Origin of the sequence: Peribacillus muralis, assembly GCF_001645685.2 — a bacterium.
Taxonomy (GTDB): domain Bacteria; phylum Bacillota; class Bacilli; order Bacillales; family DSM-1321; genus Peribacillus; species Peribacillus muralis_A.
Genome location: NZ_CP017080.1, coordinates 2096704 through 2122714, shown reverse-complemented (window position 1 = coordinate 2122714; position 26011 = coordinate 2096704). Strand labels below are relative to the sequence as shown.

General features: G+C 41.5%; 24 protein-coding genes and 1 pseudogene. 2 read left to right on the top strand and 23 right to left on the bottom strand.

Annotated elements, in window-relative coordinates:
* Positions 1 to 401: 401 nt before the first annotated feature.
* The 13 genes from ABE28_RS10425 to ABE28_RS10365 all read right to left on the bottom strand — a co-directional run bounded on the left by ABE28_RS10425 (position 402) and on the right by ABE28_RS10365 (position 14927).
* Positions 402 to 827: a MarR family winged helix-turn-helix transcriptional regulator gene (locus ABE28_RS10425; RefSeq protein ID WP_064465270.1), complete on the bottom strand. Its 426-nt coding sequence runs from the start codon at positions 825 to 827 to the stop codon at positions 402 to 404.
* 17 nt (positions 828 to 844) lie between these two features.
* Positions 845 to 1600, bottom strand: a complete 756-nt coding sequence (locus tag ABE28_RS10420) for an SDR family NAD(P)-dependent oxidoreductase (protein WP_064465344.1) — start codon at positions 1598 to 1600, stop codon at positions 845 to 847.
* Between the two features lie 181 nt (positions 1601 to 1781).
* Positions 1782 to 2492, bottom strand: a complete 711-nt coding sequence (locus ABE28_RS10415; RefSeq protein ID WP_064465271.1) for a GntR family transcriptional regulator — start codon at positions 2490 to 2492, stop codon at positions 1782 to 1784.
* Positions 2493 to 2745: 253 nt separating this feature from the next.
* On the bottom strand, positions 2746 to 3807 hold the full coding sequence (locus tag ABE28_RS10410) for a YeiH family protein (RefSeq protein ID WP_064465272.1): 1062 nt from the start codon (positions 3805 to 3807) through the stop codon (positions 2746 to 2748).
* A 40-nt stretch (positions 3808 to 3847) separates the two neighbouring features.
* Complete coding sequence (locus tag ABE28_RS10405; RefSeq protein WP_083232032.1) at positions 3848 to 4699, bottom strand: PIG-L family deacetylase; 852 nt, start codon at positions 4697 to 4699, stop codon at positions 3848 to 3850.
* Positions 4700 to 4735: 36 nt separating this feature from the next.
* A complete protein-coding gene (locus tag ABE28_RS10400) occupies positions 4736 to 6094 on the bottom strand; it encodes an aminotransferase (protein ID WP_064465274.1) in 1359 nt (452 codons plus the stop codon).
* A gap of 110 nt (positions 6095 to 6204) precedes the next feature.
* A complete protein-coding gene (gene xsc, locus ABE28_RS10395) occupies positions 6205 to 7968 on the bottom strand; it encodes a sulfoacetaldehyde acetyltransferase (protein WP_064465275.1) in 1764 nt (587 codons plus the stop codon).
* 149 nt (positions 7969 to 8117) lie between these two features.
* Positions 8118 to 8936: a phosphonoacetaldehyde hydrolase gene (gene phnX, locus ABE28_RS10390; protein WP_064465276.1), complete on the bottom strand. Its 819-nt coding sequence runs from the start codon at positions 8934 to 8936 to the stop codon at positions 8118 to 8120.
* Between the two features lie 351 nt (positions 8937 to 9287).
* Positions 9288 to 10700, bottom strand: a complete 1413-nt coding sequence (locus ABE28_RS10385) for an amino acid permease (RefSeq protein WP_064465277.1) — start codon at positions 10698 to 10700, stop codon at positions 9288 to 9290.
* Between the two features lie 354 nt (positions 10701 to 11054).
* Positions 11055 to 11684 (bottom strand): YitT family protein, encoded by a 630-nt coding sequence (locus tag ABE28_RS10380; RefSeq protein WP_064465278.1) that lies wholly within the window; start codon positions 11682 to 11684, stop codon positions 11055 to 11057.
* 403 nt (positions 11685 to 12087) lie between these two features.
* A complete protein-coding gene (tatC, locus tag ABE28_RS10375; RefSeq protein WP_373921340.1) occupies positions 12088 to 12798 on the bottom strand; it encodes a twin-arginine translocase subunit TatC in 711 nt (236 codons plus the stop codon).
* A gap of 142 nt (positions 12799 to 12940) precedes the next feature.
* Entirely contained in the window at positions 12941 to 13141 is a 201-nt protein-coding gene (locus tag ABE28_RS10370; RefSeq protein ID WP_064465280.1) for a twin-arginine translocase TatA/TatE family subunit, read from the bottom strand.
* Between the two features lie 61 nt (positions 13142 to 13202).
* A complete protein-coding gene (locus ABE28_RS10365; RefSeq protein WP_156775932.1) occupies positions 13203 to 14927 on the bottom strand; it encodes an alkaline phosphatase D family protein in 1725 nt (574 codons plus the stop codon).
* Between the two features lie 510 nt (positions 14928 to 15437).
* Here ABE28_RS10365 and ABE28_RS24475 point away from each other — a divergent pair.
* Positions 15438 to 15605: an aspartyl-phosphate phosphatase Spo0E family protein gene (locus ABE28_RS24475; RefSeq protein ID WP_156775931.1), complete on the top strand. Its 168-nt coding sequence runs from the start codon at positions 15438 to 15440 to the stop codon at positions 15603 to 15605.
* Between the two features lie 428 nt (positions 15606 to 16033).
* Here the strand turns inward: ABE28_RS24475 and ABE28_RS26080 are convergent.
* From ABE28_RS26080 to ABE28_RS10325, 9 genes and pseudogenes are all read right to left on the bottom strand, one after another.
* Positions 16034 to 16114, bottom strand: a pseudogene (locus tag ABE28_RS26080) (helix-turn-helix domain-containing protein); the annotation flags it as partial.
* A gap of 191 nt (positions 16115 to 16305) precedes the next feature.
* Positions 16306 to 16926, bottom strand: a complete 621-nt coding sequence (locus ABE28_RS10360; RefSeq protein WP_257390762.1) for a DUF2306 domain-containing protein — start codon at positions 16924 to 16926, stop codon at positions 16306 to 16308.
* A gap of 17 nt (positions 16927 to 16943) precedes the next feature.
* Positions 16944 to 17381, bottom strand: coding sequence for a hypothetical protein (locus ABE28_RS10355; protein ID WP_064465282.1), 438 nt, complete (start codon positions 17379 to 17381; stop codon positions 16944 to 16946).
* Positions 17382 to 17422: 41 nt separating this feature from the next.
* A complete protein-coding gene (locus tag ABE28_RS10350; RefSeq protein WP_373921326.1) occupies positions 17423 to 18427 on the bottom strand; it encodes a DJ-1/PfpI family protein in 1005 nt (334 codons plus the stop codon).
* Positions 18428 to 18563: 136 nt separating this feature from the next.
* Positions 18564 to 19160: a TetR/AcrR family transcriptional regulator gene (locus ABE28_RS10345; RefSeq protein ID WP_064465284.1), complete on the bottom strand. Its 597-nt coding sequence runs from the start codon at positions 19158 to 19160 to the stop codon at positions 18564 to 18566.
* A 237-nt stretch (positions 19161 to 19397) separates the two neighbouring features.
* Positions 19398 to 20549 (bottom strand): FtsW/RodA/SpoVE family cell cycle protein, encoded by a 1152-nt coding sequence (locus ABE28_RS10340; protein ID WP_064465285.1) that lies wholly within the window; start codon positions 20547 to 20549, stop codon positions 19398 to 19400.
* 324 nt (positions 20550 to 20873) lie between these two features.
* Positions 20874 to 21662 carry an ABC transporter permease gene (locus ABE28_RS10335; RefSeq protein ID WP_064465286.1) on the bottom strand — a complete coding sequence of 263 codons (789 nt, stop codon included), beginning with the start codon at positions 21660 to 21662 and terminating at the stop codon, positions 20874 to 20876.
* Positions 21659 to 22564, bottom strand: coding sequence for an ABC transporter ATP-binding protein (locus ABE28_RS10330; RefSeq protein WP_064465346.1), 906 nt, complete (start codon positions 22562 to 22564; stop codon positions 21659 to 21661). Before ABE28_RS10330 ends, ABE28_RS10335 begins: the two co-directional genes overlap by 4 nt.
* Positions 22561 to 22800: a PLD nuclease N-terminal domain-containing protein gene (locus ABE28_RS10325; protein WP_064465287.1), complete on the bottom strand. Its 240-nt coding sequence runs from the start codon at positions 22798 to 22800 to the stop codon at positions 22561 to 22563. Before ABE28_RS10325 ends, ABE28_RS10330 begins: the two co-directional genes overlap by 4 nt.
* A gap of 133 nt (positions 22801 to 22933) precedes the next feature.
* Between ABE28_RS10325 and ABE28_RS10320 the strand changes: the two genes are divergently transcribed.
* Complete coding sequence (locus ABE28_RS10320) at positions 22934 to 23473, top strand: helix-turn-helix domain-containing protein (RefSeq protein ID WP_064465288.1); 540 nt, start codon at positions 22934 to 22936, stop codon at positions 23471 to 23473.
* Between the two features lie 64 nt (positions 23474 to 23537).
* Here ABE28_RS10320 and ABE28_RS10315 read toward each other — a convergent pair whose 3' ends face one another.
* Positions 23538 to 25952 carry a heavy metal translocating P-type ATPase gene (locus tag ABE28_RS10315; RefSeq protein ID WP_064465289.1) on the bottom strand — a complete coding sequence of 805 codons (2415 nt, stop codon included), beginning with the start codon at positions 25950 to 25952 and terminating at the stop codon, positions 23538 to 23540.
* Positions 25953 to 26011: the final 59 nt, after the last annotated feature.

Genomic DNA, 26011 nt, shown 5'->3' with positions numbered 1-26011 from the left:
ATTCATTAATATCCTACCACTTTTACACTCATTTTTTCAACTAATTTTCACCGTAAAATATGTGACCTCCAACTCTCCAGTAAGGGAAAAATGAACTGGAACACCAAAAAAAGATGAAATAATCTGAACATTCATTAATAAATACCGTGGCATGTAATGAATTAATGTTCATCAAAAAAACAGAAAAAGGATAGCGGTACAGTATTCTCATGGATGTGTACCATTTGACTCCTCTTCTTCACTGCAGTCACTTGGAGGCGGTCCGCTAATCGTTAATCCTAATAAGCTAGTTGAGTTAATCTCTTAACACGAATATTCAAAGGGAATGTCAAAAAGGGTTCGGAAATTTCAAATCCCGAACCCTTTTTAGCTGGTTGAACTTAGCAAAAGTCCAAGCTTCTTTATTTCTTCAAGTTCTTAAGCAATTTTTCATGAAGTGCTAAATATTGCTTCACTTCTTCTTCACTGAGTACCTTGAAAAGCTCCAATCGCAATTCCTGGCCCTTTTGTTGTGCTTCGGTAAGGACATCAATGCCTGTTTTGGTAATGGATAAAAATACATTTCGGCGATCACTTTCATTATATTCACGGGTCGCGAAGCCTTGCTTTATCAGCCGATTGGAAATATTCGTCATGGAAGCTGGCGTATATCCCAGCTTATTAGCCAAGACCGACTGCTTCTGCGGTCCATTTTGCTTCAATTCTGCTAAAACGAGAATTGGGGAGATCCCAATGCTGTATGGAAATGATTTAGTCCACCTGATTATAGCTTCGTTCGTAAATAATTCCACAGCGTGTATCAATTTAAAAATATCCGTTTCCCTCAAAATTTCCTCCTGTATGATTATCTCAGTTTAATCGATCCGCCATCCACCATGAGTGTTTGTCCAGTAATATAATCCGAATCTTCGCTGGCCAGGAACACAGCTGTTCTCCCGATATCACTTTCTAATTCACCAAGTCTCCTCAGTGGAATCTTCGATAACATGGCCTGATAATATTCAGGTTCTTCTTTGGCCCATTTCTGAACACCTGGCGAGTCGGCAATCGGTGAAATGATGTTCACATTGATGCCAAACGGACCAAATTCATTTGCCGCTACCCTGGAAATGCCCCGAATGGCCTCTTTTGCAGCAGCATAAGACCCTTGATTGACATCTCCGTTCAATCCTGCCCCTGAAGCAAAATTGATGATTTTCCCTTTCGTTTCTTTCAAATGTGGCAATGCTGCCTGCATGAGATAAAACGTTGGATAAAAACCAGTATTAAAAGATAAATCCAAATCCTCCTGTGTCGTTTTTTCTATTGAATTCATTTTGGAGGCATGAGCATTATTAACCAAGATATCCAACTTGCCGAATGTATCGATAACCTGCTTCACAATCCCTTTAAGTTTATCATATTCAACTAAATTTGCCTGAATGAAAATGGATTCGGCTTGGTGGGCCTGCAATTCTTTAATTGTTTGATTTCCCAACTCTTCGTTTAAATCGACGATGACAACCTTCGCGCCTTCCTTCACGAAAGCCGTTGCAATTCCCTTGCCGATACCTGAAGCTCCTCCCGTTATTAATGCTATTTTATCTTGTAGTTTATTCATCATTCATCCTCTCCTTCTGCATTTATTTTAACATTAAACTATTTATTATTAAAATATTTATCATTAAAATTCATCGATAATGTCTTCTTATTTCAACGAAACTGTATTATTGAGAACCAAAAAACCCTAAACCTTCCCAGGTGGTGGAAAGGTTTAGGGTTTTTTGGCTGACGGAAATGAATCAGTTGTTCTTTCGCGACATTTTCATGGCAAAGGAATACATATCAGATCGGAATAACCCTTTATAGTACTCAACCAGGTTCCCTTCGGAATCAAAAATCATACGCTCTGTAATCAGCAAGCACATCGACTCATCCACCCCTAAGTGTTCCGCATCTTCCTTGGTTGGGTAGCCACAAGTAATGATTTGCTCCGCTTCACAAAAGTTAATGTTCAGATCGCCTTCTAGCGCATCATACAAAACGGTGGTACTTAAATCGAAATCCGTCAATTTTTTTCCTAGATTCAGAGAATAATAGTGCAATTCGATGGCGATGGGTACTTCCCCCTGTAACCGCAGCCTTTTAATATGATAGGATTCATCCTCAAACCCGTTAGCATCGGCGATATTTTCAGGGGTCATCACGCGGCCATGATCAATCAATTTGATCCCCATGCTTTTAGTCGTCTCGGTGAAACTTATCATTTTTAGCCATTCCTGTACAGGTTTAAGCGAAACGAACGTTCCCTTTCCGTGCCTCTTTTCCAATATCCCCTCACGGACGAGGATCGACACCGCTTCCCTCACAGTGCTCCTGCTGACAGAGTACATGTCCATGAGTTCCCTTTCGCTCGGAATTTTGTCCTTATAATACCCTTCCAAAATTTGATCTTCCAATATCGTTTTTAGTTGTGCATGTAAAGGGATTGGATTTTTAAAGTCTAACTCCATACTATTTCCTCCAAACAGATAAAGACATTGTAATGTTCGTATCAGTTCTTATATTGTAAACCAAATAGTTATAATATTCAAACATGCGCTCGTTTGAAACTCCCTGAAAACAGGTAAATCCCCGCATGCCTTTACATCCATTCAAACAGATCGTTTCCTGCCAAAAAACCTGAATGATACGAACCATCCAGGGTATACCTTCTATGCATTCTAATCGATTTCACGACCGAAACTAGGAAAACAGCAATCTAAATTAAACGATAAAGTAAGAGATGATGGAAAGGATAAGCGAGGTAATGGCCATGGCTAATAGCGGACGCATGGCTTTTGTGCGAAGCGCCTGAAGGCTGACATTCAGCCCAAGACCGATCATTGCCATAGTCAAAATGAACGTAGTCGTTTTAGATATGCCATCCATTATGACTGGTGACACGGTAATATAAGCACCAAACACATAGCTCCCAATTAAACTCATCATGATAAAGCCCACGAGGAACCATGGAAAATCTATTTTCGTTTCTTGTACCGCGTTATCTGACGACCGCCTTTTCATCCAATACATAAACAGGAAGCATAAAGGGATTAGTAAAAAGACACGGCCTAATTTAGCGAGAAGTGCAACCGCAAGCGCATCTTCACCTGCCGGGGCTCCTGCCAATGCAACATGGGCGATTTCATGCAGACTGATGCCAGACCATATTCCATAATCCAATGCTGATAGCGGGAGAACCGGGCGCAACAGCGTATAAATTATTGAAAAAAGAGTTCCCATCAAGGCGATTATTCCAACACTTATGGCGGTATCTTCTTCCTTTGCCTTCACGATCGGTGATATGGCTGCGACTGCCGCTGCACCGCATACCCCCGTTCCTACCGCAAGAAGAAGGGAAATGGAGGCGTCTGCCTTAAGCCACTTTGCAATCAGGACCATGGCGACGATGGCAAAGGTCACGGTCCCTATGTCACGGACCAATAATGGCAAACCCTGATTGAAAATCACATCGATATTCAATTTCAATCCGTATAAAATAATGGCAAAACGCAAAAGTTTTTTTGCGGAAAACTCAATTCCAGTCCTGAATTTTTCTGGATAGCCAGCAATTTGGCGATAAATGACGGCAATGATGATTGAACACGCAAGCGGACCGATTCGATTGAACCCGACGATCTTGGATAGTCCAAGACCTAAAAGTGCAATAAAAAAGGTGAAGGCGATACCGCCCAGCCATACTAGCCCTCTATTTTTTGAAATTGATCCCGAATCGTACTGCTTTACACCTGATTCTTCCAGGGGCTCATATTTTTCTAACTCCATACCCGTCCTCCCCCTTTCCAGATAAACATATACACCGTTTTTAGCCCAGCTTGGAAATCGTTCGAAAAAGATCTGTTTCTTCCATATTAATAGGAGACGTTGTGTTAATGAAATATTCATATCCACTGAGGAATGGAAGACTTTGCAGTTGGTTCCCCCATAGTTCAGGAAATGCTAACGTCTGGGAGCGATGGCACCTTAATGCTCGGACCTTCCTCCGTAAAGTTCCTGCTATATTCACACGAATGATGCGGCTCAGCCCATTTTCCATGACCCACTGATCATAAAAAGCATGCCATAGCACAAAGTATAGACTCTGAACCTTAAATGCGGAAAAAACAGCATCTGGATAAAATCCTGCATCACCGGAATTTAAAAAAGCCATTTCGGCAGCACGCCCAATCGCACAATGATCTGGATGACCGCCAAATCTCTCATGGAAGGTTATTAATGCATCCGGTTGAATTTCACGAATCACCTTCACGATCCTGACCGCCAATGAATTGTCTGATTCAAATTCAACCATCTTATCTCTAAGATGTAAAAACTTAAGGTCGTTGATGCCTAATTCCTCACACGCGTTTTTCAACTCACTTACACGCAATTCAGGCAAAGACTCCCGCGTTGCAAAAATCGGATTCCCCATCCGCCTGCCCATCTCACCCTTTGTCGCACAAAGTAATGTTATATGAACATTTCGTTCAGACAATGCGGCAATGGTTCCACCACACAGGAACGTCTCATCATCGGGATGTGCAAGAACTACCAATACCTTCTTAGGAGAGAGCATATTTCCACCTTCTTCTAATCGTATTTTCCTATAGACAGTCTGCATGAAGCAATGGGCATGACTACCAAAACGGCAAGACATATCATGCCCATCAACATTCATCAATGATCATCTAGCTTCTTATAACTCTTCTATCGGTTAGCATAATTCATATAAAACCGATTTAACCGTTTCGATGACAAACTGTAAATCCTCTACGGTTGAAGATAAAGGTGGAGCAATGATCAATACATTTCCGTAGCCAGGTACTGTATCACCGTTACGTCCAATAATAAGACCTTTCTCTTTACATACCCCTATCACTTTTCCCATGAACACGTCGGAAACAGGCGTTTTTGTCTTTTTATCCTCCACCAATTCAATCCCGAATAAGAATCCAACACCGCGCACTTCCCCTACTTTATCCAGGGCGGTCAACTCAAACAATTCACTAAGTGTCGATTCACTGAGTTCTGCTACCCGCTGGACGATTTGTTCTTTTTCGATGATTTCAATATTCTTCAGGGCAACTGCACATGATGCCGGATGACCCCCGTATGTTGACACATGCCTGAAATGATTTAGATCACCGTCCTCCTTGAATTTCTCATAAATCCTGGAGTTCACTGCTGTTGCCCCAAGTGGAAGGTAGCCACTGGTCAATCCCTTTGCCATTGTCACAATATCTGGCTGAACGCCATCGGAGTGCATGAAACCAAACATTTTACCCGTCCTGCCAAAACCGGATACCACCTCATCCACAATTAATAGTACATCATGCTTCTTACAGATTTCCGAAACCTTTGTTAAATACGCCTTTGATGGTATAAGGACACCCCCTCCGGAAATGAATGGCTCAAGGATCACGCCGGCTACCGTTTCGGCTCCCTCAAAGTTAATGACCTGATCGATATATTCAGCTGCCAGGAGATCGGTGTTTTCAACTTGTTCCCCAAAAGGACTTCGATAACTGTAAGGAGGGGGGACATGGAGGAAGCCTGGAACCGCCGGATCATATTTCACCCTCCGATTGGCCTGTGCCGTTGCGCTAAGCGCACCGAAAGTATTGCCATGATAGGCTCTATATCTTGAGATGAATTTGTATTTACCAGGATTTCCATTTTGATTATGATATTGACGGGCAATTTTGAAAGCGGCTTCATTCGCTTCGGATCCGCTATTGCTGAAAAATGTTGTATAGGAACCTTTTAAATGTTCACTGATTTTCGAAGATAGTTCGATTGCCGGCTTATGGCTTAATGTCAACGGAAAGTATGACAGCTGAAGCATTTGTTCATAGGCGGCCTGCGCGATTTCTTTTCGTCCATGACCGAGGTTCAAGCACCATAATCCTGAAACCCCATCTAAATACTTATTTCCTTTAGTATCCGTAAACCATGAACCTGTTCCCTCCGTAGCCATCATGGGAGTATCACTGTCCTTATGGCGATGCATCGCATGCCATAAATGTTCCTTATCCATTTGAACGAGATCTTTCTTTTCTGCTTCCAATTTCATCATAGAAACCCCCTTATCACTCAATCCGGATTTTGATGATCAGGACAATGATGCGATGGCCGACATATTCCGTTCAGCCATCGCAACTGCCTTTACACGTTAAGTCTTTATTATTTATCCCAGTTTTTGTAGTCTAAATGAGCATACTTTTCTAGTAATCTAGTCGGCATTTTTAAAGCATCCTTTCTAAATGGAGGTGCTAACTGTGTACCATCCACCTGTATATCAATGACGGTCGGTTTGTTTGAACTAATGGCATTTTTAATGACTGCGCCTAACTCCTCCGGCTTTTCCACCCTAATCCCGACAGCCCCCATTGAACGGGCAACTTCAGCAAAGTCGGGATTTTGGATATCCGCACCAACAAATCGATTATTATAAAAATCCACTTGATTCTTTTTCTCTGCACACCAAGCGTTATTATTGAAGACGCACGCGATGACTGGGATATTCTCTTCAACGGCCGTACTGACTTCATGCAAGCTCATCCCCCACGCCCCATCCCCAACGATGGCGATGACGGGCGAATTCGGCTCAGCCAGCTTGGCACCGAGTGCAGACGGATAGGCAAAGCCGGTGTTTCCAAATGTTAACGCAGCAATGTGTCTGCGGCTCCGGTTGAATTTCAAGTAAGCGTTTGCAGTTGAAGATACGTTGCCGATATCCGTGGTCACGATGGCATTCTCTGGTAACACCTTCGTTAATTCCAACAGAGCTCGCCGCGGATTGATTGGGGTTCCATCAATCATCGCAAGTTTCACCAATTCTTCGTCCCATTTTTGTTTTTCATTCGCCACTTCAACCATTCGGCCTTTCTCTTGTTTGATGGTTGGGTTAATTGCCTTTAATCTTGACAGGATTTCCCTGCTCGCTTCACGGGCATCCCCGATGATTCCCACTTCCACAGGATGTGTCCTCGCTATTTGCCTTGGATTAATATCGATTTGGATGATTCTCGCTGCCTTAGGGAAATAATCAATGTCATAGCATGGCAGTGTCCCGAATACCGATAATCGCGTACCGACCGCTAAGATGACATCCGCTTTCTTAAGCGTATTCATCGCTGCTTTTGATCCCATGTATCCAATTGAGCCCACAGACAATGGATGATCTGCAGGGAATGCATCATTATGCATATAAGAGACAGCTACCGGAGCCGTTAAATATTCTGCAATATTCTTGATTTCCTCAATCCCATCGGAATCGACGGTCCCCCTCCCGGAAATAATCACTGGATACTCGGCTTCAGCTAAGATTTCAGCAGCCCTATCCAGCGAAACGGATGATCCACATCCTCTTTCATTTACGCGGTATTGATGAGGTTGGAGGATTTGGTCTTCCACTTCACCATAGAAGTAATCACGGGGGATATCGAATAATACCGGTCCTCTTTCTGCGTAAGCAATCCGGAATGCGGTTCTTAAGCAATCCGCCACTCGTCCTGGATGTGTCACCCTCACCGTTTCTTTCGTGATAGCCTTGAAGATGGAAACCTGATCGCATTCCTGAAAACCATCCCAACCAACCGTTGGAGTACCTGCAGAAGGAGAAATCACGACCATCGGTGTATGGGCTTGGTTTGCCGCAGCAACCGAGGTAACCATATTGGTCATCCCTGGTCCATTTTGCCCGATGACAACACCAGCAACACCAGAAACGCGACAATAAGCATCTTCCATATGTGCAGCACTTTGTTCATGACGGACTCCAATGAAACGGATGCCTGCTGTTGGCAATAAATCAAGCATATCCATGAATGCAGACCCCAAAATTCCAGAAATATGTTTGACCCCCTCTGCCACCAGAGTCTCAACGATTGCTTCACTTGGAGTCATTTTAACTTTCGTTCCTCTTACCACTTTTGTTTCGACCATAGCACATTCTCCTCAATCTAGTAAGATTCTGATAATGACGTTGCGACGTCCGTACCAGTTATAAGATGTATATTACTATCATTTAACTCGATAGTCAATTAATAATTTGAATATTTAGAATTTAAACCGGCGATACTGTCCATTTACCACTACCCAATAAAGAAATCCTTTCTTTCTACCAATCTATGGTTGATTCGATCGATGATGTCCCATAAATCGCCGATTTCATCGATCACGAAATCTGCACCCGCATTCAGGAATCGGTTTTCGGCCCGTTTCATCCTGGCTTGCAGTCGATAAGGATCCATCTCTTTGATTTCTTGTTCTGAAAGACCGATTTCGCTGCTGCCTTTTAGCACACCGACCGTCCACATTCCCGCAAAAATCCCCTCCTCTATGTCACTTACGGTATCGCCGACTTTAACCATTTTACTGAGTGGATATACCTGGAGATTCATCGCCGTCTGTAAACACATCCATGGAGCAGGCCTTCCAGAAGGTACTTCGGCAGACGTAACGATCGAATCGGGCTTGTAGCCCCACTTTTTCGCCTCAGCTGCTACGAGATCGATCATTTCGCGGGTATATCCCGTGGTCGAACCGATTTTTATTCCTTGCCGCCTTAAACGGCTGACTAGTTCCACTGCACCAGGTACTGGCTTGGCATGATTTTTTAAAACCTTAAAGAGCATACCCTCAAAGTCACGATAAAGAGCGTGTACATCTTTTTCATCCGGTTCCTTTCCAAATGCCGCATTCCATAAATTGTGGATCCGGTTCATTCCGAGAATTATCCTAATATGCTCCAATTTCGCTAATCCCATCGGTTCCCTTGCTTCCTCAGTGGTAATATCAATCCCCCTTATCCTGAATGTCTCGACAAATGCTTGCACAGGTGCGAAACAACCATAATCAACTGTCGTTCCTGCCCAATCGAATATTACTGCTTCAACCTCTCCCCGATCCATCTCCTACCCCCTCCATATGCCCGCGATCGTAGATTTCAAAGGTCATATTTTCATATAAACACTATAATTCTTCATTTTTACAGCAGTCCCCGATAATGGGGCAATTGATCTGCTTCCCTCTGGTGCATTTACCGATTGCGGCACTTTTCTGGCCTGATTTAAGCAGGATCTTCCATTCATCTCGTCCGATTTTACCGTATCAACTTATAACAAAAATCTACGTTTATAAAATTGAAGACCATCTCTGACGGATTGGTTCAGATGAAACTATTTTCAGTGATTCTAGATGATGATTGATGGAAGATGCTCTGAGGGGTTTCATGGAAGTAACCGAAAAAATACAGTTATGGACTACAGTTTTTCAGAATTAGGGGAACCAGACACAACATTTAATTCATTCTCCATATATTTCGCTTTTCTTCTTCGAAAGAAAAAGAATGAACAGATAACAATCAAGCTAAATAACATGGTGAAGATGAACTGTGGACGCTGGGAATCGATGAATGCCATTAAAATCAATACGGAAAGCATGGAAAAAATAGTGGCATAAGTTAAATACGGGAATAGCCACATCTTGATCTTGAATATTCCTGGATTTTCTTTCTCCATTCGCTTCCTTAATCGGAGATGGGAAACGGCAATCGATAAATAGACCAGTATTCCGACTCCTCCCGAGGAATTCACCAGAAAGAAAAAAATCTTATCAGGAGAGATATAACTGAAAATGGTGCTGATGAAGGCAAATAAAGTAGAACCGAATACTGCAAGAATAGGAACACCATTCTTACTAACGCTTGCGAAAAGCTTTGGGGCATCCCCCTTTTGTGCAAGAGAAAATAACATACGGGAACTCGTATATAAACCTGAATTCAAACAGGAAAGCAAGGCAATCAGAATCACGATATTCATGATTAAAGCAGCTGAAGGAATGCCCATCAGCTCCAGGACGGCAACAAATGGACTTTTCAGCAAGGATGCTGAATTCCAAGGCAAAATGGTCACTATTACAGCAATGGACCCGATATAGAAAATCAGGATTCTCCAAACCACGCTGTTCAATGCATTTTTAACGGATTTGACTGGATCACTGGTCTCACCAGCTGCAATCGCAGGAATCTCCACGCCTACAAAAGCATGGAAAACAATCGCGACGCCTACAAGTACTGAGCTTATCCCGTTTGGAATAAAGCCGCCAAAGTTCAAGAGATTGGAGGCACCAGGTGCTTTTATCGTTGGCATAATGCCAAAAATCACTGCCAGGCCGAGACACAAAAATAGGATGATACTGATTATTTTTGTAATGGAAAACCAGTATTCAAACTCACCAAACGATTTAACGGAAAAAATATTCGTCAGTTTCAAAAGGATAATCAATGACAGACTTATGACCCAGACAGGAATCGAGGGAATCCAGCCATGTATGATCGCAGCCCCTGCTGTAGCTTCCAAAGCAATGACGATCACCCAAAAAAACCAATATAACCAGCCTGTGGTGAAACCGGCCCATTCACCGATTCCTTCTCTTGCATACACGGCAAAAGATCCTGTGTCAGGATTTACTGTAGCCATTTCCCCAAGCATCCTCATCACTAAGACAACAATCAGGCCAGCCAAAACATATGAGAGCACTGCTCCTGGGCCCGTTTGACCGATAATGATACCACTTCCAACGAATAAACCAGCTCCAATGACCCCACTCAATGATATCATTGTCAAATGCCTTTGTTTCAGACCTGGCTTCAGCTCTTCCTGTTGATGTTTCATACTCTCCACCAACTTTCAATATTTTGGAAATCAACTAAAGATATTCACTTGAATGTAAAAACTAAGCTTTTTACACTTTCTGCCCATTCATTTTCATAAGGATAGTGGTTCTTTAAGCGCCGGTTTTCTTATCCTACACAGGAAAATGCCATCATCTTACATACAAGGTTTCTATGTCCATATTCCTCCTTTCCGGTATCCATATTAGAAAGAACTAACATCATTACGTCATGACGTTAGTACCACTTTCTATGTGTATAATACACTCACCATTTTCCAAAGTCAATAAAAATCAGAATATTTAGATAACGAAATGTGATATATTTAATTACAAAAAAGATGTAAAAAAAGCTTTCATAGTTCCTTCACTCTGTAGCTATCATCTTCCTTAAGATCTTTATCTGACTTTACCGAATGTTGTTTTCTATTCAGCATTTTCTTTAACAGATATGAAAAGATCAAGGTATATGCTACTCCCTTAATGATCGAGGTGTATCCGTAAACAAGAAACCCAAGGACCAGCACGATCAAATTAATGATCCTTATTGTCGCTGCAATGTCCATTTTTTCATTTTTATGATGTAAAATTAATGCAATGACATCAAAACCAACCGTGGAGGCATGTGCCGTTATACATAAATAGTAACCTATCGCTATTAAAATCGACGATATTACTACCACTAAAACGATATTTAAATCCAAACGTATATTCAGTGAATAAAAAAAATTAAAAAACAGCATATAGCTAAGAGAACTTACAATCGACTTAACAAAGTACTCTTTTCCGAGGAAAACTAAACATATGATTAACAAGAATCCTGTAACAGCATTGGCCAGCATGGCGATGTTATAACCCGATAATGCATGCAATAACAAGGCGGAGCTGGTTACGCCCCCGTTAATGATCTCATTAGGCACGATCAAATATGCATAAGCAAAGGTCATGGACACATTTCCGATAAGAATTTTCAACAAATCCTTCATTACACACCTCCCCTTTCCATTTTACAAGCTGACTATATATGCTTATTTAAAAATCTTGGTCAAATACATTTAAATAACTCACTCTTTTCTTTCCATCTGAGTATGAAGAGGCTCTAAGTCAAATTTAGTTCACGGTCTCAATTTGACAATTATTCGCTAAAAAGAAACCACTCTCCTTCAAATTGATAAAAATAAACATGCCCCTATAATCCTGAGCATGTTACTCGTTACCATATAGTCATTTAAGCCCTGCACGCACGACTTCATTATAATTTCACCAAAAACGAAACGCACACCGCCATAATCATCATCACACCAACTATTATTTTACGGTAAAGATATTGGGTCATTAAGCTCAGCGTTCTGTTGTGTACCATTGAATTACCCCTGTAAAAGTTATGTTTCATGCTACATGTAAAGCTGTCTCTTCTTTCATAAGCCTCTTTCGATAAACGATGGTGGAAAGCTGGACACTCATTTCATAAAGCATGAGCAAAGGGATGATGACCATAATATCCGAAATGATGTCAGGTGGCGTGATCAATATTGAGATGATAACAAGGGCGAAATAAGAAATCTTGCGCGACTTTTTCAGCACTGCAGGATTGATGATTCCTAATCTGGTGAGGAACATGACCACAAGCGGCATTTCGAATAAGATCCCGAACGGCAAGATCAAATTAATCATGAACCGAAAATATTTTTCCGCTGTAAAAACCATCTCGAATTGCCCGGCAGATAGGGAGGTGAGGAAACCTAGCACTATCGGAAATAACACAAAATAACCGAACGCGATGCCAGTGATGAATAATATGAACAACCCAGGAATGAATCGGAATGTCACTTTTCTCTCCTCCGGTTTCAACGCAGGCGCTACAAAGCGCCATAACTGATAGGCTGCCAGCGGTATCGTTGCGGTAATCGCGCAAACCGCAGCGATCATCATATATACCCAGAGGATATCACTTGGACCGAGCACGGCAAGCTTCCCGTCCATATCTTTTATGAGCACCTCATAAATATCCTGGACAAAAATAAAACTCACTATGAAGGCGGCGACAAATCCTATCAACGTCTTAATGATTCTGCTTCGGAGCTCTTCCATATGCTCCATAACATGCACTTCCTCACTCCCCACCTTCATCACTCCTTTTTAAAATCTTTATTGGTCGAAAGCTTCATCAGCGGCTTCCCTTCCCCAATCACAATAAGCAAAAAGGAACGGGCGACCCCTTCCACCCGCTCTATCTTCATAATCAACCTTTTTTTAATGCTGACTTTTTCTCATTTTCATCCTCTTTATCTGAATCATTCACCAATCCTTTGGTTGCACTTTTGAACTCGGTCAAAGTACGGCCGAAGGCACGCCCGATTTCCGGTAGCTTCGAAGGTCCAAAAATGATCAATGCAATCACGAGAACGATGACTAGCCCTGGTATCCCGATATTAGAAAGCATCCAATTTCACTCCAATCCTTTTCCAATATTATTTTGCATACAAAAGTCCCTGGTCGCTTACTCAATTCGTTACCTTGCCTCGCTGCTTCAGTTTTTGCTTTTCATGTGCGCGACCATGTGCGCGCGTGCGGTCCTCCTCGACTTCACTCGTTTTTTGGACACCTTCCGTAACCGAGGCTGATGCTACCTTCCGTAGGCCTGTTTGGTCTTTATCGAAAACGAAGGAGGCCCTTGTCGAAATATCGGCTCCAGGTTCCGTGACGAAAGGAACTACTCGATAGTCTGCCTTCCACTGTTCAGGTGTTACTTTGCACCGGACATATCCGCGGTAATCATTAAAGAACTTAATATGTGAATTCTGATTTAGTATTTTCTCCGTATCGGCGCGCACGTCTGCCCCATTGCCACCGGATGTGACGGACGTACCGACAAACTCCACACCGAAAATCCGCGAATTTGGATCATTGAAGTCCTGCTTCAGATTGGCGGCCCAGCTTGCATGGACATCACCAGTCAATACAACCAGGTTTTCGATGTTGCTGCTTTTTATGACATCAATCAAACGATCACGTGCTGCCGGGTACCCATCCCATGAATCCATGCTGAATTTTGGAGCGGTAGGCGTTCCATAATTACGCTGGGCAAAGAAAATTTGCTGTGGCAGCACATTCCACCTCGTTTTTGAATTCGAAAGACCTTCCGTCAGCCAACGTTCCTGCTCTGATCCGAGCAATGTACGCTTCGGATCAAGAGATTCAGCGGTTTGTGGTGAGCTGACGTCTCCGTTTGCCTGATCGTCCCTGTACTGACGTGAATCAAGTACAAAGAATGAAGCAAGGTCACCATATGAGAAATTCCGGTATAACCGCATATCCGCTCCTTTTGGCAACGACGATTTACGGAGAGGCATATGCTCATAATAAGCTTGATAGGCAGCTGCCCTTCTCTTGATGAACGCCTCTACGGATTGTCCTTTTTCCGGGATCACATTTGCATAATTATTTTCAACTTCATGATCGTCCCAAGTAACGACCCATGGAAATGCTGCGTGTGCCGCTTTTAAATGAGTATCTGAGCGGTACTGAGCATATCTATTGCGATAATCCTCAAGTGTGATGATTTCAGGACTATTATGTACACGTACATTACCTGTAGAGGAAACATATTCATTCGGCCCGTATTCATATATGTAATCTCCTAGGTGAAAGACAAGATCCAAATCTTCTTTTGCCAAATGCTTATAGGCCGTATAATATCCATGCTCGAATTGCTGGCACGAAACAAAAGCGAAGGACAGACTCGAAACGGTTGAATTCATGGAGGGAAGTGTTTTCGTCCTCCCGATCTTACTTACTTCCCCGCCGCTTTTAAACCGGTAATAATACACTTTATCCGGTTTTAGCCCGCTTACTTCCACATGCACCGAATGACCAAGCTCAGGCCTGGCGATCTCCTTACCATGCTGAACGATTTTTCTGAAATGTTCATCCTTAGCCACTTCCCATTTAACGGCAATGGCTTCATGGGGCATCCCTCCACCACTTAATGGATCAGGTGCCAGCCTTGTCCACAAAACCACACCATCCGAGAGCGGATCACCTGAAGCTACACCGAGAGTAAAGGGGTAATCACTGAATTTCGGGGCGGCATTCACTTCGATCCCTCCCATTGACTGGGCTAGGGCAAGACCTAATGAAAGCCCGGCAAGCTTGCTTGCTCCCTGGATAAAATTCCGCCTGTCCATATTCTTGCCTAATTCGCTCCAATTCTTAATCAAGTCGTCCATTGCTCTTTCATTATTCACAGGTCTTTCCCCTCCTAATGTTTGAATCTGCTTCAAGTATAGAAGGGCATTTTTAATGTTGTATGAAGAAGTGTAAATCAAAGATTGCATATTTTAGGGAGATGCATTCAAGACTTTAGTTACTTATGAAGCCAAGGCAGTACACATGTTGACTTTTACATTTCCACCGACCTATAAACCATTAAAAACCACACAGTCCTTCCTCCTATTTTTCTTCATGAATCATTCATTCAATCATTACAAATAACAAGCGTAAGTAGCATCGAACGGATCTGCCGCCATGATATCCGGCAGCTTCGTAGTCATTGTAAAAGATGGATCGGACCAAAAGCATGTTGCTGGTCGAAAAAGACCCCATCATTTAGGACTTACGAACGCTTGAATAAAAATTCATAAGTAAATACTTACTTTTTATTTAAAAACATCCCAATTTATGTAATAATAGAATTTATACCAAAAAAATAGTACTCGAGGGATTTTGCATTGGATAGTATGGAAGCATTACATGAGAAAATCGAGATATTGAGAAAAGAGTTAATAACCACCGCATTAAAGTATGGATTCACTGCCCCAAACACATTACATATTAGTCAGGAATTAGACAAACTATTGAATTTACTAGGGCAAGAAAAGGAAACGATTGGTTTTCAACGAATGTAAAAACTAAAAATGTTCTTTCACAAGTTGACTACTTGTTCGCTCAACACTTGCCGTATACATCCTTGGATGATCTTTTTGACAGATAATTGATCACCTAAAGAGTTGGCCAAGTTACGAAGCATGGTGTGAAGAGATGTGAACACATCTTCGGATGAAAATGACCGAATGATAGCTGCACCTAAAGAATTCGACCGAGATTGATTAGAAGAGCGATACGGCGACCAATAAAATCCTTACTTAAGGATATCGGCAGCAAAAATTACGAGATCCGGTTCTTTGCGATATACCGCAAATAAAAGATAAGAAACGCCATCAAGACTCCCTTCGTTGTAATAATTTCCCGATTGAAATTACAGGCAGCTAACAGGCTGTTTTTTTGCACTTAAAAAGCCCACATTTCATCTAGTCGCGAGATCGGATACTCTCCTTTATTCAACTAATGTGAATGAATTTTTTTGATACTGTAGAATATCACCAGGTTGACACTCTACAACTTCGCAGATCTTTCCTAATCAACTATCCTGCTTCGTTATATACCTGTAGAGCACTAAATTTCTTCTTCAAAAAAAATAGAGCCCCTCAGTATGATGAGAGTATACCCAAACCAAAACTCATCTTAAGGAGGAAGCTCTACTATGAAAATTAAAATGTAAAACAAAGAAATTCGAATCGTCAATTTTTTTCGTTTTACAAAATCCGCCTAGACTATCTTCTTTCTGATTAACAACTCTGCTAACGAAATATTAAGAATCCAGCAAAGCCAAACTGCCATCGTGTATGAAGTGTCGTAAGAAAAACTTAGTGCATTGTGAAAAATCGCGACAATTATATAAATGATCATGTTGGCAAAGGAAAGAAAAAAGCTTCTGATCATCCACTTGCTGTGTGCAAGTACTTGTCTCTTTTTAATATACGAATAGCCAAGTAGTGTTGTGGTTATCCAAAGGGTGTTTAAGATAAGAAAGCCTACAGTACTTAGCCAACCTCCCGTTGCAAAGAATGACACGTACAATCCAGGAATGTAATTCAAAGCGATTGATAAAACATAAATACGGCCATTCCACCGATGAAATTTTAAAAACTTGACCCTAATTGACTTAATCATTCCAAGAGGACCGGTTATGAGTGAGGTGGTGGCTAATATAATGTGAATACGAATAATAACCACCCACAACGATTCATGTGCTAATAGCTCGTCTTTTTTTGATAGAAACCCTTGAAAATCGGGATCGACCATAAAGTTTTTCGAAAGGGTATGAAGTACCCACATAAACGGAATAATTAACATGATAGTCCTTATTACTTTAGCATTATCTTTCAATGTGTCTATCCTTCCTCCTAAACATTAAGTAAATTTGGATTCGTCATTATTAAAACAGCAATTAAAATCGTTAAAAACATCACCCAACTCATCGTTCTTAACTTTGTAAGATTTTCCGCGAAGTGATTACTAGGATAATCTTCCTTAATGATTTTCTTTAAGGTTTTGAGAATCATTCCCATAAGTGCACCTATCAACAAAAGCAGAACAACAGCTATACTCACCCACAGGATTGATGGAAACGCTGAATATCCTGTTACCATCCACCCCCCACTTACCATTAGAAAGATAAGCGCATAGTGACCAGAACGGAGAAAGCTTAAAGCCATTCGAAGAAATCCAATAAACTCATCACCCGTACGAGAAAATATTGTCTTAATCATCCATGGAAGCACAAGAAAGCTTCCAAGAAATATCGCGCTTATTACATGAATGAACACCAATAACTGATACATATTTAACTCCTTATCCAGTAAGTAATATCCTTTGTGACTCCCTATAGCACACGGTGCCCAACTAGTTTTGATGAAGGCAGCATTCCCGCTTTCGCTTCACCAGACATACTGTCTCCATTTACCGAAACAGAGAATTTCAAATTTAAACGCATTGGCTTCGTTGACAACATAGACCATTTTAATCGATCGCCTTCAATTATAAGATTCTCTAATGTAGCGATATCGTCTCCTTGCTTAGCGGTCCCGTAGAATCGTCCGTCTTCAGAAAATAGATTCAAAAGAACTGTTAGCTTACCAATCGGTGTTGAAAGAGTCGTGTCCCATTCCCCAACGAAGGTATTATCCAATCCGCCTTTCATAGATGGGAGGGGAGGAGAGGCCGTTGTTACTTCAATTTCTTTTTCTTCTTTTGGTGCATCTCCTACTGCTCTCCACACTGTCCCTCTCCGTTCATATTCGAATAATTGTTCAACTGCGTGCGCAATACGAGGACCTAATTCTCGGTCAATTAAATATAGGGCCACATCAATTCCCGAAGTAACACCACCGCCGGTTACTAAATTTCCGTCATCAACAATTCGTGCATTAATAGGAATTGCATCCGTCGCAGCTAATAATTCCATTCCCATATGATGCGTTACGGCATGGCGACCGACTAATAAACCTTTCATTGCAAGAATGAGAGAACCTCCACAAACTGTCGACACGAGTATGTCTGAATTATCAAAAGCATTTTTTAACATGTTACTTAAATCCGTCTCCATCGCGCGCTTTAGCTTTGTTGGCACTGAATCGGGTCCATCCCCATTGACTGACCCGGATGCGCCAGGCACAAGGATGATTCCTCCGCGAGTTACGTCAAGCTTACCGCTCGCTGGAATCATCAAGTCATTAATACCACTTTTCACCATACGTTTTCCTTCTGCTGTTACTAATTCCACCGTTAACTCTTGATTGGTATACATCGCCGCAGCAGTAAAAACTTCATAAGGAGCAATTGCATCCAGTAAATCAAAACCATCAAATAACACAACTTGAATATGCATCAATAAATCCCTCGCTTTTCATCGAATAATCTAGGACCGAACCGTCCGGTCCGATAATTGTATTCTATCTTAGGAAACATATTTATGCAACCTGTGAAAATGTGAAAACTTATTGAACGGAAGGCAAAAGTACCTCCTACCTTCCATTCTTGTAATGCTGCAACAATACTTCAACTTGTTCAATACTGTGGAACATGTGATCATTATTGAGTGATAAACGGCTTGCCATCACTGCACCTTCAATAGTTGAAAACAGAAAGGAAGCAAGTGAATAAGAATTAACGTCTTGACGAAATTCTTGATTTCTAATCCCTTCTTCAATGACAGATTGAATAAAAAGTAATGTTTGATTATAAGCTTCCGAAGCTTTCTCATGAAGCTCCTGGAAACCAAAATCGCTCTCAATTGCTGTATTGAGTAAAGGGCAACCTCCCTCAATTGGCGGATTATATACCGCATCCTGATAAACATGGCACATTGCGATTAATTTCTCTGTTGCTGTTCCCATAGACTTAGTAGCCTCAAAGAAATGACTCCAAATAATACCTCCTGCGTAATCAAAAGCTGCAAGAGCGATTTCGTTTTTGTTTTCAAACCTTCTGTAGATTGCCCCTTTAGGTAAGCCCGATTCACTCATGATATCCTGAATAGATGTTTGACTATAACCTTTTTTATTAAACAAAGCCAAGGATGTCTTAATAATAAGATCCCTTGTTTCATCAATCTTCGTCATTATTTGTTGCTCCTTTATATAAGTGATTTACATTTATTATATCGATAATCGCCCTAACTATAAAGGAATGTATCAATCATGCACTTAGTGGTCGCCCTGGCTCAACACCACTTGCGTGCGTTTAATACATCAGCTGATCGGTGACATGGCTTCAATATCACTCGATTTATCTGCTTTTTTAGCTACAAAAAGACCAAGCATCGCTTGATCTAGAAGCTAACATGAGGATATAATTTGTCACTCATTAGAAAACATGTAATCCTTTTTCTTCAATGAAACATTCAATACCAATCCAAGCCCCATCATCGTAGCCATTACCGAGCTCCCTCCGTAGCTCATCAAAGGCAGCGGAATGCCCGTGATGGGAATGAGTCCGATGACCATTCCGATATTTTGAAAGATGTGAAAGGTCAAGAAGGAGATGACACCTACACAAATAAAGGATTCGAAAAAAGAGGAATTCATAGCTGTCGCAACGATTTTATAAATAATGAAGAAATAAAGGGATATTAACAAACTCGCCCCAATGAACCCAAACTCCTCGGCAACTATCGTAAATATGAAATCGGTATGCGCCTCAGGAATGTAGACATCGCTTTGGTTGAAGCCTTTCCCTTCCGTCATCCCGGAACCGATTGCCAATATGGATTGCTTCAATTGGTACCCGATTCCCTGCCCATGGCCAAATGGATCGAGCCAAGAATTGATCCTATCCAATTGATACCCATCCAATAAGCCCAATAATAGGTTGGGATCATACAAATAAGTAATAACTAGGGAACATATAAACCCGACCACTACCGTAACCACAGATGCGATCATCTTCCAATTGATTCCCGATACGAGAATAATCCCCATGGTGATGACGGCCATTACCAATGAAGTTCCAAAATCGTTTTGCAACAGGGTTAGACCAATTGGCAAAGCTGCCAGCAGCCCCATCTTACATAATAGCCTGATATCAAACCTTATATCGCCTACTGGAAACTTATCAATATGTTTAGTCAGGATATAGGACAGCATCAATATTAAAAAGATTTTCATGAACTCGGAGGGTTGTATCGAGCCTAATCCTCGAATTTCAATCCACGATTTCGCCCCCTTCCTGACCGGGGCAATCGATTCTGGTCCTAATAAGACGAACAATAGCAGCAGTATGCCGAATGTATATATATACGGAGTCAGTTTCATGATCGATTCAAAATCAAAATAAAAAATGACCAGCACAATCAAACCACTTATGACAAACCATACAATTTGCTGTTGGGAATAATCCACATTTAACTGTGCATATTTTTGCGCGCTGTATAAACTAACGCTGCTGAAAATCATCAACATGATAATTAACAGAGCCAGATTGGAATCAAAATAACTTTTTCGTTTGTTCACATAATCACCGAATCTTTTTTCAATTTTTTTGTACCATTACTTTTACATAGCATTCTAATAATTTTACATATTGGTTATGCCTCTCTTCACATATCAACTCCTATCCAAAACAATCACCATCTAAATGTTACCATTTTTTCATTCGTTTGTTTCATTTTTTTCTATTATTTACACGATTAATTAATCTTGTGAAAATTTTCTAATTGTTGCTGAATTGAGAGCTGAATCGTGCCAATTCATGAGGAGAACCTCTCAAGGCTTTTTCCTATAAAAAAAGCCAATGCTCGCTTGTCATCGGCTTCCATTTAGATAGAATACACGTCCTTATTCATGATTGAATTTTTTATTTACAATCCAATAATGGGTTACATTTAGCATGAGTATGATCCAAAATGACGTCACAAGCAGGTTGATTACTGCCTGTGAACTTATTCTGCCTGTGATGAGTAACGTCATGGCATGTTTGCTCATACTGGCTGAATTGATTATATCGAGTAAAGGACTTAAACCGACGAAGATTCTGCAGCCTATTAGGAAGACTATCGAAATTAAAGCGATTACTCCTTGACCAGTAATGATAGTACTGATCATCGCTGTAAAAGTGACAATAAAGAGAACCCATACAAGATATAATGAAAGTGCAGGTATCATACGTGAAAATGGTACATTAGTGAAAAGGTAATTTACAAATATAGTGGAAGCAACATATCCAAGTACTACACTAATAGCTGAGATTATAAAATGGGAGGCGATTTTACCTGCAATATAGGAACTTACGGTAACAGGCCGCGTTAAGATGAAGGCCAACATGCCATCTGCTTTATCCGTCTGTATCATCCCCATCATGGAGATGACAAGGATCATAAGACCGAGCTGGTCAAATTGCGAAGCTAATGTACTGGCTAACACCTCTCCTCCTTTTAATGCCATCATATTCGGATCGATCATGATTCCTTGCCCCCCGGCCAATGCTTTGACGATGGAAGGCATTAAATGGGTTACTATCGGCTGTGTCATGCCTAATAAAATAAAAACGAGTGGCAGCCAAATAACTTTATTGTCCCTCAACATTTGCATGAATTCTTTTTTCATTAGTACATTAAAGGCATTCATTTCATGACCACCAATTTCAGGAAAATATCTTCTAGAGTATCGTTTTTCATTTCGAATTTTATAATGTCCACTTCATGCTCGAGTGCATTTTTAAGGACTAGTGTTTTATTTTCATCGATGTTGTCCACATGTATATTGACTTCTGTCCCAATGACCTCCACACCTTTCACACAAGGGAGGTTTTTTACGATGCCTATCCATTTTTGATCCTTCGCTGCGATTTTTACGCAAAGCTTATTTTTCCCATTACGGTTTAATAGATTAGCGATTGTGGCATCCTCTATTTTTCTTCCTTTTTTCACAATGGCAAACCTATCGCATACTTCTTCCGCATCGCCTAAAATGTGAGTTGATAATAAAATCGTCGTTTCTTTTTTCATTTCTCCAATCAGGTTCAACACCTCCCTTCGACCAATAGGATCTAATGCGGAAACGGGTTCATCCAAAACAATAAGCGAAGGACTATGCAGCAAAGCTTGAGCAATGCCAAGTCTCTGTTTCATGCCGCCGGAAAATGTGCCAACCTTGGAATCCTCTTCACCATACAGACCCACTTTTGCTAAGATTTCCGGGATGGCGCTTGTTAAGTCCCGTTTTAGCAATCCTGAAAGGCGCCCCATAAACGTAAGTGTTTCGGTTGCCGTCATCCAATTATAAAAATTAGGATACTGCGGCAGATAACCAATTTGGCTTTTCATTTTCGATATGTTTTGTCCATCGAGCAAAACTTCGCCTCCGTCCGGATCGATGACATTTGAAATCACTTTTATTAAGCTGGATTTCCCCGCACCATTCGGTCCAATCAAGCCGACACATACCCCCGCCCTCACATCCATCGAGAAATTATCCACAGCGACTTTTCCATCAAATGCTTTTGTCACATTTCTGATTTCAAGTTTCAGCATCTCCAGCGATCCTTTCTGCCGATAACAAGGTACAAAATTGGACCGATCGTGCTGACAAACAAGATGACAACGGTCCATATAAGGAGATTATCCCTCGATTTTCTATGTCTGTACAAATCAATCAAAGCAATTAAAACCAATAGGAAAGCCACAGCCATAAACGGCAAAATCAAAGGAAGATAAGCCATTACATCCATACTTCCTATATCTTCTATTCCATAATGCACCTGCATTTCTTACACTTCCCCCCGAAGTTTATTATCATTATCGATAATGATAATAATAACTGCCGGTACGAAATATTGCAATACCCATTCTCATTATTTATAATAAGAATACGATTAAACTACTAACGAGGAGAAACGTATGGCCAATAAAGCTGAAGTTTTAATGCATCCGGTACGAATGAAAATTTCACAGGTCCTGATGAGGAATAAAGAACATGGCATGACTCCATTGGAAATGGTAAAAACCATTGAAGGAGTGCCTCAAGCAACTCTATATAGACATATACAAGCTATGCTGGATGCTGGCATTATCCGCATCATTAAAGAAAAAAAGGTCAAATCCGTTTCGGAAAAATATTACGCATTAAATGAAATGGAAGCTACAATCAATGTGGAAGATTGGAAAAAAGCTTCCGCTGAGAAGAAGCTGGATTATGTTTCCCTTTATCAATTATCACTTATGACCCAATACCAAAGTTATTTGACGAAAATGGAAGAACGAAACGGTAAGGAAGATGGTGCAACCTTCTCTATAGTGGAATTAAAGCTTGCTGAGGATCGATTTATGCAATTTCAAAATGAATTAAATGATTTGATGACTAAATACTACCACTCCTCTGGAAAAGAAAAAGATGCACCTGTAAGGACGATTGCCGTTACCATTATTCCAGAAAGTTAATTGAGCAAATAGGAAAAAAGGCATTGGTACGAGTACCAATGCCTTCATTGTAAAAAACGAGCCTTTAGAGCTTCACCCTTTGAAGGCGGAGCGCATTCAATACGACTGAAACAGAACTGAAGGCCATTGCAGCTCCAGCTAACCAAGGGGCAAGCAGCCCGATTGCCGCGATCGGTATTCCGATTACGTTATAAGCAAAGGCCCAAAACAGGTTTTGTTTAATATTCCGCATCGTTTTCCTGCTCATGAGAATTGCGTCGGCAATACTGTTTAAATCACCGCGGATCAGGGTGATGTCCGCTGCTTCCATCGCTATATCCGTGCCGGTTCCGATAGCCATGCCGATATCAGCCAGGGCAAGTGCAGGTGCATCATTTATGCCATCACCGACCATCGCGACTTTTTTACCGGAATTCTGGAGTTTTTTCACTTCTTCCGCCTTCCCTTCAGGAAGGACCTCGGCAATTACTTGGTCAATGCCCACTTGATTGCCGATGGCATTAGCCGTCCGTTGATTATCTCCGGTTATCATGATGACCTCGATATCCATCGCTTTTAACCTGGCGATCGCATCTAAGGAAGTTTCCTTAATTGTATCCGCAACAGCTATGATTCCAGCATATTCTCCTTCGATGCTGGCGATCATGGCTGTTTTTCCTTGCGCTTCAAGTTCTTCCATAACCGCTTCCGCCGAAGCGATATCCACATTATTTCGCTTCATCAGTTTACGCGTTCCAACCAATAGCATATTTTGCTTCACGACCGCTTTTACCCCATAACCAGGTATTGCTTCAAACTCCCTAACGTCGGAAAGTGCTATCTTTCTTGCTTGAACTCCTTGGACGATTGCTTCGGCAAGTGGATGTTCAGATTGCTTTTCAGCTGCACCGATAAGTGAGAGGAATTCTTCTTCCTCCATGCCATTCCCGACGATGACATTAGTCAGCACCGGGGTTCCATTCGTTACCGTACCCGTCTTATCCAAAATGACCGTATCGATACGATGCGTCGTTTCCAGATGCTCCCCTGCTTTAAAGAGGATTCCGAATTCTGCAGCCCGCCCTGATCCAGCCATGATGGAAGTTGGCGTTGCCAAACCTAAAGCACAGGGACAGGCTATGACGAGCACCGCAATCATCGCTTCAAAAGCTGATGTAAAGACGCCAGGATTCACCCAAATGATCCATACGAGGAAAGTTATAAGGGCTATCCCGACAACGATAGGAACAAACACTCCGGAAATTCTGTCAGCAAGCCTCTGAATGGGAGCTTTCGAACCTTGAGCATCTTCAACGACTTTAATGATTTGGGAAAGAGCTGTATCCTTGCCGATCTTTGTTGCTTTCATTTTCAAATAACCATTTTTATTCAAGGTAGAACCAATCACTATAGCACCGATCGTTTTATCGACTGGAATGCTTTCTCCCGTTAACATGGATTCATCGACGGCTGAGTTCCCTTCGACGACTTCCCCATCCACAGGGATTTTTTCACCTGGCTTCACCAAAACGAGATCACCTACGAGCACTTCTTCAAGGGGAATTTCCCGCTCCTCTCCATTCCTTAGCACCAAAGCCGTCTTTGCCTGGAGACCCATCAGCTTTTTGATAGCCTCGGAGGAACGGCCTTTTGCTTTTGCTTCGAAAAGCTTCCCTAATAGAATGAGGGTAATCAGAATGGAACTTGTTTCAAAATAAAGCTGTGCCGCATGGTGATGGGACCCAACTGAAATGATGGCCTGATAGACACTAAAAAAATAAGCTGCCGATGTACCCATTGCGACTAAAACATCCATATTGGCACTTTTATTTTTCAATGCCTTATACGCCCCTACATAAAACTGCTTTCCTATGATGAATTGTACAGGTGTGGCGAATGCCATTTGCACCCATGGATTCATGAGGAAATCAGGCATATAGATAAACGAAGTAAGCCTGAAATGACTCACCATTGCCCATAACAACGGAAACGATAACATGATCGAAAAGATGAACCTTTTCTTTTGCCTTTGAATTTCCTTTTGGCGGAAATCAGCTGATTCCCTATAATCTTCCTTTATGATCGCTCCATACCCAAGCTTTTCGACTCTTTGTATGATATCAGCCGGAGTGATTTCTGAAGGAGCATATTCAACGGTGGCATGTTCGAGCGCCAAGTTCACATTGGCCTTGCTCACGCCGTCCAATTTATTCAACCCTTTTTCTATTCGCGTTGCACAGGCAGCACAGGTCATGCCTGTAATCGTGAATTCCCTTTTCTCTTTTACGACATCGTAGCCAAGATCTTGGATTTTCATTTCAATATCGGTATCGCTTATCATTTCAGCGTCGTATTTAACGACTGACTTCTCCAAAGCCAAATTAACGGTAGCTTCCTTAACGCCTTCCAGCCTGTTTAACCCTTTTTCAATTCGGTTAGCACAAGCAGCGCAAGTCATCCCTGAAATTTGCATACTCGTTTCCTTCATGGAATCGCTCATACCAGCCTCGCCTCCCTATACCGCTAAGGGGTATATTTTTTTGTAAAAAAGAAGTGCCC

What these genes read in the sequence shown, in the direction of transcription:
- ABE28_RS10315 (WP_064465289.1), bottom strand. Translation starts at nt 25,952, where the DNA reads ATGAGCGATTCCATGAAGGAAACGAGTATGCAAATTTCAGGGATGACT.
- ABE28_RS10345 (WP_064465284.1), bottom strand. Translation starts at nt 19,160, where the DNA reads ATGACGAAGATTGATGAAACAAGGGATCTTATTATTAAGACATCCTTG.
- ABE28_RS10320 (WP_064465288.1), top strand. Translation starts at nt 22,934, where the DNA reads ATGGCCAATAAAGCTGAAGTTTTAATGCATCCGGTACGAATGAAAATT.
- ABE28_RS10385 (WP_064465277.1), bottom strand. Translation starts at nt 10,700, where the DNA reads ATGAAACATCAACAGGAAGAGCTGAAGCCAGGTCTGAAACAAAGGCAT.
- ABE28_RS10400 (WP_064465274.1), bottom strand. Translation starts at nt 6,094, where the DNA reads ATGAAATTGGAAGCAGAAAAGAAAGATCTCGTTCAAATGGATAAGGAA.
- ABE28_RS10410 (WP_064465272.1), bottom strand. Translation starts at nt 3,807, where the DNA reads ATGGAGTTAGAAAAATATGAGCCCCTGGAAGAATCAGGTGTAAAGCAG.
- ABE28_RS10380 (WP_064465278.1), bottom strand. Translation starts at nt 11,684, where the DNA reads ATGAAGGATTTGTTGAAAATTCTTATCGGAAATGTGTCCATGACCTTT.
- phnX (WP_064465276.1), bottom strand. Translation starts at nt 8,936, where the DNA reads ATGGATCGGGGAGAGGTTGAAGCAGTAATATTCGATTGGGCAGGAACG.
- xsc (WP_064465275.1), bottom strand. Translation starts at nt 7,968, where the DNA reads ATGGTCGAAACAAAAGTGGTAAGAGGAACGAAAGTTAAAATGACTCCA.
- tatC (WP_373921340.1), bottom strand. Translation starts at nt 12,798, where the DNA reads ATGGAGCATATGGAAGAGCTCCGAAGCAGAATCATTAAGACGTTGATA.
- ABE28_RS24475 (WP_156775931.1), top strand. Translation starts at nt 15,438, where the DNA reads ATGGAAGCATTACATGAGAAAATCGAGATATTGAGAAAAGAGTTAATA.
- ABE28_RS10405 (WP_083232032.1), bottom strand. Translation starts at nt 4,699, where the DNA reads ATGAATGTTGATGGGCATGATATGTCTTGCCGTTTTGGTAGTCATGCC.
- ABE28_RS10335 (WP_064465286.1), bottom strand. Translation starts at nt 21,662, where the DNA reads ATGAATGCCTTTAATGTACTAATGAAAAAAGAATTCATGCAAATGTTG.
- ABE28_RS10325 (WP_064465287.1), bottom strand. Translation starts at nt 22,800, where the DNA reads ATGCAGGTGCATTATGGAATAGAAGATATAGGAAGTATGGATGTAATG.
- ABE28_RS10355 (WP_064465282.1), bottom strand. Translation starts at nt 17,381, where the DNA reads ATGTATCAGTTATTGGTGTTCATTCATGTAATAAGCGCGATATTTCTT.
- ABE28_RS10415 (WP_064465271.1), bottom strand. Translation starts at nt 2,492, where the DNA reads ATGGAGTTAGACTTTAAAAATCCAATCCCTTTACATGCACAACTAAAA.
- ABE28_RS10350 (WP_373921326.1), bottom strand. Translation starts at nt 18,427, where the DNA reads ATGCATATTCAAGTTGTGTTATTTGATGGTTTTGATTTACTGGATGCA.
- ABE28_RS10370 (WP_064465280.1), bottom strand. Translation starts at nt 13,141, where the DNA reads ATGCTTTCTAATATCGGGATACCAGGGCTAGTCATCGTTCTCGTGATT.
- ABE28_RS10420 (WP_064465344.1), bottom strand. Translation starts at nt 1,600, where the DNA reads ATGAATAAACTACAAGATAAAATAGCATTAATAACGGGAGGAGCTTCA.
- ABE28_RS10365 (WP_156775932.1), bottom strand. Translation starts at nt 14,927, where the DNA reads ATGGACGACTTGATTAAGAATTGGAGCGAATTAGGCAAGAATATGGAC.